Origin of the sequence: Pseudoduganella violaceinigra DSM 15887 (genome assembly GCF_000425385.1) — a bacterium.
GTDB classification, from domain to species: domain Bacteria; phylum Pseudomonadota; class Gammaproteobacteria; order Burkholderiales; family Burkholderiaceae_D; genus Rugamonas; species Rugamonas violaceinigra.
In genome coordinates this window covers 184,911-198,018 of the sequence record NZ_KE384357.1, presented here as the reverse complement: position 1 = coordinate 198,018, position 13,108 = coordinate 184,911, and the positions used below count along the sequence as shown (strand labels likewise).

Annotated in this window: 16 protein-coding genes; 10 read left to right on the top strand and 6 right to left on the bottom strand. The window is 59.8% G+C overall.

Annotated features, from left to right (window positions below):
- The first annotated feature begins 180 nt into the window (after nt 1-180).
- The 6 genes from H597_RS31825 to H597_RS0120490 all read left to right on the top strand — a co-directional run bounded on the left by H597_RS31825 (nt 181) and on the right by H597_RS0120490 (nt 4,677).
- Nucleotides 181-498: a hypothetical protein gene (locus H597_RS31825; protein ID WP_035374818.1), complete on the top strand. Its 318-nt coding sequence runs from the start codon at nt 181-183 to the stop codon at nt 496-498.
- Nucleotides 499-1,137: 639 nt separating this feature from the next.
- Nucleotides 1,138-1,485 (top strand): hypothetical protein, encoded by a 348-nt coding sequence (locus H597_RS34990; RefSeq protein ID WP_154668197.1) that lies wholly within the window; start codon nt 1,138-1,140, stop codon nt 1,483-1,485.
- A 26-nt stretch (nt 1,486-1,511) separates the two neighbouring features.
- Nucleotides 1,512-2,696: a DesA family fatty acid desaturase gene (locus H597_RS0120510; RefSeq protein ID WP_035374817.1), complete on the top strand. Its 1,185-nt coding sequence runs from the start codon at nt 1,512-1,514 to the stop codon at nt 2,694-2,696.
- 5 nt (nt 2,697-2,701) lie between these two features.
- Nucleotides 2,702-2,959: a hypothetical protein gene (locus H597_RS0120505; RefSeq protein ID WP_028103770.1), complete on the top strand. Its 258-nt coding sequence runs from the start codon at nt 2,702-2,704 to the stop codon at nt 2,957-2,959.
- A gap of 109 nt (nt 2,960-3,068) precedes the next feature.
- Nucleotides 3,069-3,596: a hypothetical protein gene (locus H597_RS35985; RefSeq protein ID WP_229632222.1), complete on the top strand. Its 528-nt coding sequence runs from the start codon at nt 3,069-3,071 to the stop codon at nt 3,594-3,596.
- Nucleotides 3,589-4,677 (top strand): GGDEF domain-containing protein, encoded by a 1,089-nt coding sequence (locus tag H597_RS0120490; protein WP_229632221.1) that lies wholly within the window; start codon nt 3,589-3,591, stop codon nt 4,675-4,677. The genes H597_RS35985 and H597_RS0120490 overlap by 8 nt, the downstream gene beginning before the upstream one ends.
- A 429-nt stretch (nt 4,678-5,106) precedes the next feature.
- On the opposite strand, the gene H597_RS0120480 is transcribed toward H597_RS0120490, so the two are convergent.
- Nucleotides 5,107-5,838 (bottom strand): siderophore-interacting protein, encoded by a 732-nt coding sequence (locus H597_RS0120480; protein WP_028103766.1) that lies wholly within the window; start codon nt 5,836-5,838, stop codon nt 5,107-5,109.
- Between the two features lie 50 nt (nt 5,839-5,888).
- Between H597_RS0120480 and H597_RS0120475 the strand changes: the two genes are divergently transcribed.
- Nucleotides 5,889-6,353, top strand: a complete 465-nt coding sequence (locus tag H597_RS0120475; protein WP_051293962.1) for a MarR family winged helix-turn-helix transcriptional regulator — start codon at nt 5,889-5,891, stop codon at nt 6,351-6,353.
- A gap of 146 nt (nt 6,354-6,499) precedes the next feature.
- Here the strand turns inward: H597_RS0120475 and H597_RS0120470 are convergent, their stop codons facing one another.
- Complete coding sequence (locus tag H597_RS0120470; protein WP_028103764.1) at nt 6,500-7,381, bottom strand: DUF7305 domain-containing protein; 882 nt, start codon at nt 7,379-7,381, stop codon at nt 6,500-6,502.
- A gap of 139 nt (nt 7,382-7,520) precedes the next feature.
- Nucleotides 7,521-8,216, bottom strand: coding sequence for an SOS response-associated peptidase (locus H597_RS0120465; protein ID WP_028103763.1), 696 nt, complete (start codon nt 8,214-8,216; stop codon nt 7,521-7,523).
- A gap of 54 nt (nt 8,217-8,270) precedes the next feature.
- On the opposite strand from H597_RS0120465, the gene H597_RS31815 reads away from it, so the two are divergent.
- From H597_RS31815 to H597_RS0120450, 3 genes are read left to right on the top strand one after another with little or no spacing between them, the layout of a single operon-like run.
- The gene (locus H597_RS31815) at nt 8,271-8,510 is read left to right on the top strand and encodes a hypothetical protein (protein WP_035374813.1); all 240 of its coding nucleotides are present in this window, start codon (nt 8,271-8,273) and stop codon (nt 8,508-8,510) included.
- A 12-nt stretch (nt 8,511-8,522) separates the two neighbouring features.
- Nucleotides 8,523-9,260, top strand: a complete 738-nt coding sequence (locus H597_RS0120455; protein WP_028103762.1) for an SGNH/GDSL hydrolase family protein — start codon at nt 8,523-8,525, stop codon at nt 9,258-9,260.
- Complete coding sequence (locus H597_RS0120450) at nt 9,257-9,886, top strand: Rossmann-fold NAD(P)-binding domain-containing protein (protein WP_028103761.1); 630 nt, start codon at nt 9,257-9,259, stop codon at nt 9,884-9,886. The genes H597_RS0120455 and H597_RS0120450 overlap by 4 nt, the downstream gene beginning before the upstream one ends.
- 3 nt (nt 9,887-9,889) lie before the next feature.
- Here the strand turns inward: H597_RS0120450 and H597_RS0120445 are convergent, their stop codons facing one another.
- From H597_RS0120445 to H597_RS0120435, 3 genes are all read right to left on the bottom strand, one after another.
- Nucleotides 9,890-10,369 (bottom strand): Dps family protein, encoded by a 480-nt coding sequence (locus H597_RS0120445; RefSeq protein WP_028103760.1) that lies wholly within the window; start codon nt 10,367-10,369, stop codon nt 9,890-9,892.
- Between the two features lie 36 nt (nt 10,370-10,405).
- Nucleotides 10,406-12,421 (bottom strand): fused MFS/spermidine synthase, encoded by a 2,016-nt coding sequence (locus H597_RS0120440; RefSeq protein WP_035374811.1) that lies wholly within the window; start codon nt 12,419-12,421, stop codon nt 10,406-10,408.
- 61 nt (nt 12,422-12,482) lie between these two features.
- Nucleotides 12,483-13,085, bottom strand: a complete 603-nt coding sequence (locus H597_RS0120435) for a LysE/ArgO family amino acid transporter (RefSeq protein WP_028103758.1) — start codon at nt 13,083-13,085, stop codon at nt 12,483-12,485.
- Nucleotides 13,086-13,108 lie beyond the last annotated feature (23 nt).

Genomic DNA, 13,108 nt, shown 5'->3' with positions numbered 1-13,108 from the left:
CGTCACTTTGTCGCGCCGATCATGGCGTGCGCGAATCACGTTCCCACGCATCAGCCGTTCAGCACGCTCCTTGCCCGCCGAGGGATGTGGGAAGGCCGCCTCGACGAACATCTCCAGCAGGCCGATGCGTGCACAGATTTGGGAATATACTCTTATGGGTCAACAACCGGGAGAACCGTCATGAAAGAAAACGGACCGGAATTCTCCTTCCGCGGCCTGCCTCTGAGTGCCGAACAGGAATCTGAAATTCAACACTATATTCTCCTTCGGAAAAGGCATGGTCTGCCGCCCGACGTTGAAGAACTGCGTGCCATGGTGCACGACATGCTGGAGCCTCCCGCTACCGAAAGTCCTAGCGGGAGCGATGAAGCCGATGGCGCGCACGGCGATGCAGAACGCGCTGCCGGGCAGGTCGACAACAGCGGCGATCCGACCGCCGCGCGCGAAGAGCGCACTGCCGCCCGCGAGGCGGAAGCCATGAAGCACTCAGCGTCATGACGCGTGCGTTCACCAGATGCCGAGGTGTGAAGCTGGATGGGCACGCCACGCGACACCCGACGGCATGGTAATCAACGTGCGATAGCGCGTGGGGCCGACGGCGAATTCATTAGGGGAACCTCGCTTTAGGGCGTATAGTGGGTAGCAGGTACCTTGCCAATATCAGAGTTTGTGCCGGCCTTCCTCAGCATTGCAGCGTGACAGCGCAATCGCGTCAAAGTCCATAATCGCCGTGAAATGGTATTGCCTTGCGTCTGGCTCGCCATTGTCGCGCAGCGTCGGGAAGGAAGGCTCGCTCGTTGCCACGCCTTTCCGAGTTTTCCCTGAACGCGAGCGAAGGAGTGCGCCATGCGCCAACAATCATCAACGTGGTTCCATGGGTGGAATATCTTGCTCAGGTGTGCTGAGTTCCGGTGCCATGACGTCGCACTGAAGTACGCCTCGACAGCCATACTCAAACATATGCCACCATCATCGGATTACGCGAGCCTTCCAGGGCCGGACACGATGAGGCGTTCGATTGTTTTTCCGGAAGACGCATTCGAGTCCCGAGCGGACGCCAACGCTGATGCGATGTCAAAAGCCCGGCATTGGATCCTCGTATTAAATGAGGGTAGGAATAGGATAGGGAGGAAGATTATGGAAAGCACGCGCGCTACAAGTGCGAAGCAGGAATCGGATGAAAGCCTGGCGGCACAGTATGAGATATCGTTCGATGGGAGACGGTACGAATTCCGGCAGCACCATTACGATGTATTCAGAGATGCCTTGCATTATTCTGTCGCAGAACACGCCAAATCTGGCTTCTTGGGCGATGATGCGTTCCAACCGAGCTGGGCCGCTGCTTATCAGCCAACAGACGAAGACGAAAGCATGATGAAACTGCATGGTATCGCCTTTACCGACGGGCACTTCTTCTATGGAGGTTATCGGTATGACCAACTGCGTGACGCGATCGCGTTTGCCGCCGACCATCCGAACTTGTAGGCCAAGAATCGTGAGGGAGCGCCAGCATGGAGATGTATTTGCAGTGGGTGAGTGATGGCCTTCTCGGGTTACGCTGGTGGCAGCTATTGCTAATCGGACTGATAACCACGCATATGACGATCGTTGCGGTGACGGTCTACTTGCATCGGTGCCAGGCGCATCGTTCGCTGAAGCTGCACCCGGTCGTGGCACATTGCTTCCGCTTCTGGCTGTGGTTGACGACGGGGATGGTGACGCGGGAATGGGTGGCGGTGCATCGCTGCCATCACGCCCATTGCGAAACGGCGAAGGATCCGCACAGTCCAATCGTACGCGGTATCAATCAGGTTTTGTGGCGCGGGGCTGAACTTTACCGCGATGCGGCAGCCGACCTTGCGATGTTGGATCGCTACGGTCATGGCGGTCCGGCAGACTGGTTGGAGCGACGGATTTATGGCCGCTACACATGGCAAGGCGTGGGCTTGCTGCTGTTGATCGAACTGGGATTGTTTGGGGCGCCGGGCCTGACGCTGTGGTCCTGCCAGATGATGTGGATTCCGTTCTTGGCCGCCGGTGTTGTCAACGGCTTGGGGCACTATGCCGGCTACCGCAATTACGACTCCCAAGAAGCTGCAACCAATATCGTTCCGTTTGGCCTGCTGATCGGTGGGGAAGAGCTGCACAACAACCATCACACTTTTCCGACTTCGGCAAAGTTTTCGGTTCGCTGGTTCGAGCTGGATATCGGCTGGACTTACATCAGCATATTGTGCTCGTTGCGGCTGGCATCGCTCCGCCGCCCGCCGCAGCGCTTGATGCGATGTGCGGGGCAGTTGGTGCCGACCTTGGCGACTTTGAAGGTGGTCTTGGGCAAACGTGCGGTATTGACGCGCGAGCTGACACTGGCGACGCTGGCCGTGTTTCAGGCAGAACGTACAGGCCTGGCCAAGCTGGTCCCGCATGAGACTTTGGCCCGGGCGAAACGTCTGTTACGCCATGCACCCTGGCGGCTTACAGAAACGCAACGGGCAGACCTGGAACAGGTGACAGAACAAAGTGCTGGACTCTGTGCCATGCATGTGGCGCGCCAGGCGCTGGAGAAGTTGTGGGAGCGTTCGCCGGCAACGCAGGAGGAGCTCCTGGCTGGCCTGCAGGCCTGGTGCGTGAATGCAGAGCGCTCCGGCCCGCGTCCGCTTCAATGCTTTGCCAGGCAATTGGCGAGTTATGGATAGAGAACATGAACCTTGCACTGATTCATTCGACCGCGTGCCGGGATTTGCTCAACGACGGCGAGCTGGAGGACGCAGTACGCTATTGCATTTCCCAAGGAATTAAGCCGCCGGTCCCGCCATGCGCCAAGGACTCTCCCGACTACCTGCGATGCGTGGAGGTGGCGAAAGAAACCATGTCAGACTATGGCTGGTGGGAAAAACGGTTGAAGGTCCAGCACGCGCGCGGCCGAAAGCAAGCGGCAGATCGGGAACGCTTGTGGTGAATAGCCAGCGATTTCGAGAGAACGCTTGTCAGCTCAGCCGGACGATGACTTGGTTGGCCGAAAAGCGATGGTGTTGCCACTTGCCAAAAAGCACTCGCTGGAGTGTGAATTGGGCGATCCGCTGGTTGCGCAGCAGGTCGAGTGCATGTTGCAGATGGCGATACCGGAGCTGATCAAGCCGACGGGCGGCGTCGGCGGTATCCATGAGTTCGTCGCATGGCATCAGATTTCTAACTGCGGCGTTAGCATGTCCGGCATGCCGGGATCAGCGGGATTTCATATCGGGCCGGCACACACAGAAGACCGACGTATGGGCGGGAATAGGCATACACTCTGTGCAGGCGGCAAATCAGGAGAAGCGTTGTGGCAATGCTGGATTGGAACTTTGATGAACGAACGCCAAAGACGCTCTGACACGGTTACCGCGAAAGCGGTGGCGCGCGGCGTCAACATCCAGTCCGTGCGCAACCGGGCGCTGGCGCAGAAGTATATGGAATACAGGCGCGTTCCCTCGGGCGTGATTGCGCGAGTGCTCGACAAGCCTTTGTTGCGCCGCGCGCCCAGTAACGATCAGTTGGTCTCGGAGGCGATCACGCCGTCCTCCCCGCCGCCGACGCAAGACAGGGCGGATGAATAGTGAAGGGGGACGCACCATGAGAAAACATCGGCTGGAAACGCGGCAGCTCGGACCGGCCCAGTTGGGCATACTGTTAACCCTGGCGCGCGACCTGCTCCAGACCGACGAGGCGCAAGGTTCGCTGGCATTGATCGGCCGCGCGCTGGCGGAAATGGTCCGGTTCGACTCGGCCTTGCTTCTCCTGCGCGGCGATCGGATCGATCTTGTCGAGTTCGACAGTTACGGTATTGCGCATTCGGCCGGCACGGGCCATCCGCTATACCGCGCCGCCGTGCGCATGACTGCCGACGTGGCCGCCGCTGCGGACGCCCAGCCCAACGGCGATGAGTGCGGAGGACCACGCCGGCTGGTGCTGGCCGTGCCGGCGCACGCCGCAGCGGTGGTCCTCGCAGTCAGCTGGATTCATGACGTGGATACCGCGACGCAGGATGCATACAAACGCACGCTCACATACATTCTGCAGTTGGCCGGGGCAGCGCTGGGCAAAATCGAGTCGCAGACTTCACTCGAGCGGCTTCTGCGCGAACAGCGCCAGGAAATCGCCGACACGTCAGTGACCCATGCCGAAGAATTGAAGCAAAGGGACGAGGCGGTGAGCGAAATGCGGATGCTGTCGCTGACCGACGTCCTGACGGGGCTGTACAATCGGCGCGGCTTCTTCCTGCAGGCCGAACAAATCTACAAGCTTGCTCGCCGCAAGCGCACAAAGAGCGCCGTGATCTTTGCGGACATCGATGGCCTGAAGCGTGTGAACGACGAACTGGGGCACGAGGCCGGAGACGCCATGATCCGGGACGCCGCGCTTGTGTTCCGCCAGTCGTTCCGCCATGCCGATGTCGTGGCACGCCTCGGGGGCGACGAATTTGTCGCGTATACCCTTGACGACGAGCAGCCAGAAGTCATCCTGTCGCGTATTGACGCCAATCTGCGCGCCTTCAATTTGATGCAGGAGCGGCCATATTGCGTTTCGATCAGTGCGGGCGTCGTGCTGGTCGATTCCAGCGCGGACCAGACGCTGTCGCATTACGTCCTCTTGGCGGACGAACAAATGTATGCGCAAAAGCGGAGCCGCTTGCATTGAACCAAGCGCTGTGGTGATCGAAGCCACAAAGTGCCGATATTGCGGAGCTGAATTGGCGTCCTAGCTGGATGAAGTTTGCCTTTGCGCCAGCCGACGTGGCCATCGAGCGCGCTAATCACGAGGCGGCTGTTGGGGCAATGGGTACCGAGAATGGTCAACCAGGTGGATGCCATTTCAGCATTTCTCTCGTACTTTTGTTTGAAAGTGAGAGCCTATTCCTCGCCGGAGGGAAAGGCCTTGATGCCGGCGCTCTCGAAGTGCTTGCGCAGGTAGGGCTGCACTTTCTGTAGAGCCAGTTCGGCCTTATCTGTATTTGCTGCCAGATGCCGCGCGATGTTGGCGCGCGGCGCCGGAGTGCTCGTTCAGACCGACTGCTGTTAAGGATCGGAGGATGGGTAAGGGGGACAGTCCAAGCTTGAACCGTGCAGCTTACTCCAGGTTTTCGTGGTGGTTGACAACGCCATTCTTCCAATATGCGGCAACCCGCATTGCGCCCTTCGGATGATTTTTTTCGTTTGCGAGCAGCTCACGCAGCTGTTTCATTGCGGCCGCTTCACCGGCGCACCAGCAGAACCCTTGACCGGCGGGGAACTCCAGGTCACTTACCGCCTGAATCATTTCCATATCGTCGGCCACGCGCTTGATTTGCCAACTGGTGCCAGCCGCATTCAACAGCGTTCCATCGTTGTCGTCAGCGGCAATGACGGTCACCTTGGCGCTGGCTGGCAGTTCCGCAAGCCGGCGACGAATGGCCGGGAGGGCAGCGGCGTCACCGACAAAAAGGTGCCAATCGTAGTCCGTCGGAATCAGCATTGAACCGCGCGGACCGGCAATCGTGATGGCAGTGCCAACGGCTGCTGCTTTGGCCCAGTCCGAGGCCGCTCCAACGGGGTGCATCGCGAATTCCAATGCCAGCTCCTGCTTGACCGGGTCGAAGCTTTGCGGCGTGAAGTCGCGCCAGACGCGGGCCTCTTCGTCATCGGCCAAGATCAATTTGATATGGTCGTCGAACGACATGGAAGTGAAGCCTTCCAGGTCGGGGCCGGACAATGTGACGCGCAGGTATTCGGGCGTCAGCTGTTCGACCTGGCTGACCACCAGATTGCGCTTCCTGACTTCGTGGCGAACGCGCTGCACTCCGGTTTTCGCCGAAAGTTCCATAATTGCTCCAGATGGTTGATAATGTCATCCAATACTATTGATGTTAGTTGATGATGTCAACCAAAATTCGAATTGTGTCGGAAAGCGATGTCTTTGAAGCCATCCACCAGATCACGCATCTGTATCGCGGGCAGCAGTACAAGGCCTTGCGCGGCAGCCCGCAGGCGCTGGGGCCAATCGAGTTCCGCGTGCTGCACTTCATCGGATTTCATCCCGGCTGCACGCTCACCGATCTGGTGGCGCATTCCGGCCGGGACAAGGGGCAAATGGCGAGGCTGCTGCGTGGCTTGAGGGATGCGGAGCTTGTGTCGGCGGAGGAGGATCCAGCGGATCGCCGAAGCACCCTGCTGTCGCTGATGCCCGCCGGACGCGCACTGTTCGACGAAGTGCATGCGGAAGGGGAGCGGCTTTCCAGGCAAGCCTTCGCGGGGTTCACGCAAGGCGATAAGGCGTTGCTGCAGTCGTTGCTGGCACGCGTGCAGGAAAACCTTTCGTCGAACACCGGCGAGCGGTGACAAGTGATGGCTCTCCATCCCGTTTTACGCTAGCCGCTCTCTGCGCTGGTGGTGCGGATTGACCACGACCGGCTTAAGCCTTCGGATGCGTTGCCGCCGCCTTTAGTCCAGGGACAGATGCCCTGGTCCTGGCGTCATAAGCCTGTTCAGGCTTGCTCGCGGCGGAAGAGTGCGAGTGCCATCAAGCCGACAGCCAGTAGTGGCAACGAGCCTGGTACTGGAATTTTGGCGGCTTCCTTCGGCATGGCGCTGACAACGCTGCCGGTGTCCAACTGAATATTCTTGCGCGCCATGAAAGTGCCGCCCAGGACCGAGCCCTGGTTGAAGTGCAGGCTGCTGTCCGCGCCCGATGCAAACAGGGTGCCGAACCATTCGCCCCATGCGCCTTGCTCCCAGTTGCCTTTGGTTTCGGTATAGATCTTGGTCGCGTCGCCGTTCAGCATTTCGAAATCGAAGTTCGAGCCGATGTTCACATTGCCCTTGATGAACAGGTTGATGGCGCCGCCGGACAGGTCGAAGATGAACTTGCTTTCCGAGTTCACTACCAGGGAATCGAAATAATACGTGCCAGCGGTCAGGGTCAGAGTCGAATCGTAGCCGATGTTGACCTTGCCGTACTTGCCCTGGCCCATGCTGCCAGTCGCGTAAGCGTTGAGACCGAATGCTTTGCTGCCGGCATCGAAGACGGTGCCAGCGGGCAGGCTGTCCAGTGTCGGCGATGAAGTTTTGCCCGCTACGTTTCCATTCACCTGGGCGCCGTATTTCACGTCGACTTTGCCGCCTGCGGTGGCGTTACCGCTGACTTTGGATTTCTGTTCAAGGGTGACGTTGCCGCCACCGAGTACATTGCCCGTTACCTGGCTGTCGTATTTCGCGTGGATATTGCCCTTGGCACCGACATCGCCGGTCACCTTGCTGCCTTGCTCAAGGTTGACGTTCTGGCCTGCAAAAAGGGTGATTGGAGCAGCGTGGGCGAACACTGGTGCTGCGAGCAGGCTGGCCGCAGCGGCGGATTTGAATTTCATCATCTGCGTCTAGGATTTGCTTTAGGTAATTGGGAATGCTGATAAGCAAAAACCAGACCATGCATTAATAAATCATTGATTTATAAAGAATGCGCTGCACCAAGCCATCGCAATGAACGGCTGGGTGTAAAGTTTTTCGACATCAAAAATCCAACAACGATTGCTGTTTTTCTATCGTCGGCTGCTTTTTGGCGGACGGGCGGGGGTCTTCCCACGCTCGCATCATCTGGTGAGGGTAGGGCGTGAGGAAGGAGCGGGCGAATTCCGGGTCGCGGCAGGTGAGCCAGTCCCGGTAAGCATCCGGCGGCACGACGACCAGCGTGCGCTTTTCTTCATCGGGCCTGTGAAATCGCATCAGGAGGGGATGCGCATCGGCATTGATGGTGAGCTGGGTGAAGGAATGGCTTGTGCTTCCGTCCGCTTCCGCCCAGCTGCGCCACATGCCAGCCACAGCGAAGGGACGCTCGTTGGCCATGGCGATCTGCCAGCGTACCGCCTTGCCCGATTCGTAGTTCGGTTCATAGAATCCGGTCATCGGAACCAGGCAGAGCTGACTGGCTTTCCAATGCTTGCTGTAGGAACGCAGCTGGCCCACCGTTTCGCTGCGGGCATTCATGGTGGTCAGCGACGGCATTGCGGCTGGAACGTGGCGGCGCGGCACAAAGCCGAAGGACGCGACCACGCATTCCGGCTGGCCATCCAGGCCGAGGCGAATAATGGGGGCGTTGTAATCCTTCCAGGTTTCGTCCGGCCATTCCAGGCCTTCCAGGTTGGAAAGGTCAATGTCCATCATTTCCTGCAGCAGGTCACGGGACGTGGGGCGGTAATTGGTGCACATGGGGGCTATGCTAACCGGAACGGGCTTGCTAAACTACTGTATATGCATACAGTTTTGCAAAAGCCCCTGACGGCGCAGGAATTACGGGAAATCTGGCTTCGCAACCAGAATGACGACATGCTGGCTGTGCTGTGGGAAGTGAAGCGGCTGCGGGCTCTGGTGGTCCGGGCAAGCCAATTGCATTGGACTTTTCGTGAAGAATTGAAGGGCGAACCCTGCCTGGAGGAGGATCGTCCGTTTGCCACTGAACGGGAGTTGCGGCGGCGGGCGAATGCGATCAGGAATGCCGACTGATATGATCGCGGCATGAGAAATTCGCTGCCCGAATTGATTGCCCTGCCGTTGCTGCCTTTGTTGCTGGTGCAGGGACGCCGCACGCGCGCAAAAACACCTCGTATGCCGGAGGCGGACGGTGAGCGCGCTGGCATCGCAATGGCTGATTCGGCCGGTGCGCCGCTGAGGCTGATTGCCATTGGGGAATCGCCGGTGGCAGGTGTCGGTGTCGCACTGCAGGAAGAGGCGATTACGGCGCGCTTGGCGCAATCTCTGGCAATGGGCGCTGGCCGCCCAGTGCACTGGCGTGCTTATGGCCGTAATGGCGCAACGGTGCGTGATGCCTTGGCTGAGTTGCTGCCTCAGGTCCCGGCGGAGCCAGTCGACATCCTGCTGGTCGCTTTTGGCGTCAACGATTCGGTTGCTTTCCGCCGGGTTAGCGAGTGGCAGCGGGATATGCTGGCCCTGCTCGATCAGTTGCGCGAACGCTGCTCGCCCGCAGTGGTGCTGCTGTCGGGTGTACCGCCGATGCAGGCATTTCCGGCGCTGCCGCATCCTTTGCGCTGGGTGCTTGGAATGAAGGCGGCGGCGCTCGATCGCGGCTTGCAGGCACTGGCGCGCGAAGACGCGTTGTTGCGGCACGTCCCCCTTGTATTGGATACCCAGTCCGACAGTACGCTGGCTGCGGAAGACGGTTACCATCCCTCGGCCAAAGGCTGCAATGTATGGGCGCGCATGTTGGCCGAAGCCTATCTGGAACAAAGAACATGAAGCTAATACTGGTCGGGGCAACAGGCTTGGTCGGAAGTGAAGTGTTGAAACTTGCGCTGGCCGCGCCGGAAGTTGCGCAAGTAGTTGCGCCGGTACGCCGCCGCATACAGCCTCATCCTAAACTGGTGGCGCCGATTGTCGACTATGACCGTCTGCCGGCCCAGGAACCTTGGTGGCAAGCCGATGCCGTGATTTGTGCGCTGGGCACGACCATCAAGACGGCAGGTTCACAGGAAGCATTCCGTAAAGTGGATTTCAGCTATCCGATGGAGGTGGGACGCCTTGCGCGACAGCACGGCACACCAAGCTTTGTGCTGAATTCAGCGCTTGGCGCCGATGCCGGTTCAGGCATTTTCTATAACCGCGTCAAAGGGGAGGTCGAGCACGGCCTGCGTTCGCTGGGTTTTCCGACGCTGGTGATCGCGCGCCCAGGATTGATTGGTGGCGCGCGTGAAGAGTTCAGACTTGGCGAGAAAATCATGGTGCCGATCCTGTCCCTGCTCGGCCCGGTATTGCCGCGCGCATGGCGCATCAATCCGGCTGCGAACATTGCGCGCGCCATGCTCGGCGCGGCAATGCACCCGCTGCCGGGCGAACACATCATTACTTCGGACAGGATGGCCTGAGGCTTATTCTTCCAGCAGGCTGCGCAGCATCCACGCGGTCTTTTCGTGGACGTCCAGGCGCTGGGTCAGCAGGTCGATGGTCGGCTGGTCGTTGGCCTCGTCGACCACCGGCAGCAGCGAACGCGCGGTGCGGGCGGTGGCTTCCTGGGCGGTGACCAGGTGGCGCACCATCTCCATGGCTTTCGGCACGCCTGCCACTTCCTTGATTGAACTCAGCTTGCTGAATTCGGCGTAGGTGCCCGGCGCCGGATAGCCCAGTGCGCGGATGCGTTCGGCGATCAAGTCGAGTGCGGTCCATTGTTCGCTGTACTGCGTCATGAACATCTGGTGCAGGGAGTTGAACATCGGGCCCTTCACGTTCCAGTGGAAGTTGTGGGTCATCAGGTAGAGCGTGTAGCTGTCGGCCAGCAATCGCGACAGGCCATCGGCAATGCGTGCACGGCTGTCGTCGGAGAGGCCGATATCAATCTTTACTGCATCCATCTTGAGTTTCCTTTCGGTTGGTTACTAGTCCGATGATTATTTCATGATTCCCAATAAGCTGCTGTAATCGTCTGTCCATGGCCGCACGTCCGGCGCCGGCGGCAGTTCGTGGAGGGCGGCATAGGGCAATAATCGGTCGCGCTGGCCGACCAGCACCCAGGTCGCGGCGGTTACCCCGCGCGCGTAGTCCGACTTGCTCTCCGAAAGAAATGCTGCACGGTGGAAGTTGTCGGCCGCGCGTTTCACGACTGGTGCCATGTTCAGGTAGCGGTTGGAGATATGGATTGCCAGCACCCCATCCGGCTTTAGGTGGCGGAAGTAGATGTTGAAGGCTTCCGTGGTCAGCAAATGCACCGGTACCGAGTCGCCGGAGAAGGCGTCGACCGCCAGCAGGTCGAACTGCTGCGATGTTTCTTCATCCAGCACCAGGCGTGCATCGCCGAGCGCCACTGTTTTGTTGGCGGGGCAGTCGCGCAGGAAGCTGAATTGCCGGTCCGCGAATTCGCTGACCAGCGGGTTGATTTCGTAAAAGCGGTAGACGTCGCCGGGCCGGCAGTAGGCTGCCATGGTGCCGGCGCCGAGTCCAATCACGCCGACGCGCTGTGCTTCCCCGTGACGGCTGGCGGCGATGGCGATTCCTGCGCCGCCGTCGCTGCCGTAGTAAGTAGTTGGCCAGCGCCGCTTCTGTGGATCAAGGAACTGGCGGCCGTGCACGATGACGCCATGGGTCAGCTGTCGTGCCTGGCCGGCTCCTGGTTCGGTATCCTTCACCTTGACTGTGCCGTAGAAATTGCGGGCCTTGACTATCGGCGTGAAAGGCCAGAGCGCATTGGCGCCCCACAGTACGCCGACCAGGGTGGTAAAGAACACGGCGGCCTTGATACGAGCGCCGCGCTGTATCGGTTCCGCCGGGCGATGGTGGCAGGCGGCTCCGGCGATGCAGACGGCGGCAATGCAGGATAAGGTCAGTTCGTAATCGTCATTGAAGATGCGCGGCGCCAGCAGTCCGGTGAACATGCCTCCGATCGCGCCGCCGATGGCAATCACCAGGTAATAGGCTGTCAGTTGCGCAGGCGGAGGCTTAAGCCGGGCGAGCTCGCCATGGCAAGCCATGCAGTAAGTGAAGATACAGACGGAGAACAGCAAGGTTGGCCACACGATCCCACGCGGCATCAGGCTGGGGAAACTGGTGCAGGCAATAAGCAGCGGCGTCAGAATAGCCATCAGGGGAAGGAACAGCCAGCGCTTGTACCAGCGCGAGCTTTCGAAGCAGAGAATGAACGTCAGCAGGTAGATCACCAGCGGCAAGACCCAAAGCAGGGGAACGGGCGCAATGTTCGCGGTCAGGTGGCTGGTGGCCGCCATCAGGACGACGGTTGGCACGGCAGCCAGGGCACCCCACAACAGGCTTTCGTGCAAGCCGGGTTTGCCGGCCATCGCATCTTCGCGCAAGGTGTGGTGAGTTTGGCGGCGACCGCGTCCGCTCAGTGCCAGGGCGGCGCAAAACAGGGCGAAAAGTCCAAAACCCAGGGACCAGAAAGCGGACATTTCCTTCACCGTGAAGCGCGGCTCGAACAGCAAGGGGTAGCTCAACAAGCCCAACAGGGAGGCAAAATTGGAGAGCGCAAACAGGCGATAAGGCACGCTTCCCGGGCGTTCCTGTGCAAACCAGTGCTGGACCAGCGGCCCCGTAGTCGACAGCAGGAAGTAGGGTAGCCCTATGGTTGCCGCAAGCAAGCCTAATAGCTGGAGGGCTGGGTCGTCGCCCGCCGTGGGCTTCCAGCCGTTTCCCGGAATGATGGGAAGCGTCAATGCAGCGAGCAGCAACAGGCCGGCATGCAGCCAGGCTTGCCGGCGCGGCGGCAAATAGCGGGATGTCAGGTGGGAGTACAGGTAGCCCAGTAATAGGGTTAGCTGGAAAAACAGCATGCAGACAGTCCATGCCGCCGCCGATCCTCCGAACCAGGGCAGCACCATTTTGCCGATGATGGGCTGTACCTGGAATAGCAGGAAGGCGCTGAGGACGATCGTTCCGGCGTAAAGGATGAGCATGCAAAATCTTACCCCGCAATCTTGCCGGGGATTTGTTGCCGTCTCTGAAATCCAACAGCGATCAGCTGAAAAGGAGCCCCGCGGCCAGGGCCAGCATGACGGCGCCGGTTAGTCCTTCGATGCATTTCCAGGCCATGGGTTGCCCAAAGAAGCCTGCCAGCCGCGTGGCGCCGAAGCCCAGCGCGGTGAACCATAAAAGGGAGGCTGTCATGGCGCCTGCCGAAAAGCCCAGGCGCTGGCCATCCGGGTAGCTGCCGCCAACCGATCCAAGCAGCACAACGGTATCAAGGTAGACGTGCGGGTTGAGCAGGGACAGGGCGACTACGCTGGCCAGCGCCTGGCGTGCGTCCGGCGCCGCGGCTGCAGTGCCGGCGGCCAGGGACTTGGGCGTCAACATCGAACGCCAGCTGCGCAAGCCATACCACAGTAGGAAAGCTGCGCCGCCCCAGCGCGCCGCCGCCAGCAGCAAGGGTGAATCCTGGATCATCGCTCCGGCGCCCGCCACGCCCAGGGCGATCAGCACCACGTCGATTGCAATGCAGGCTGTCACCGTCAGCACCACATGCTGGCGCTTGATGCCCATCCGCAAAACGTGTGCATTTTGCGCGCCAATTGCCATGATCAGGCTGGCGCCAAGTCCTAAGCCATTTACGTAACTCTGCATTTTTTACTCCTGTTGTGGAGTCC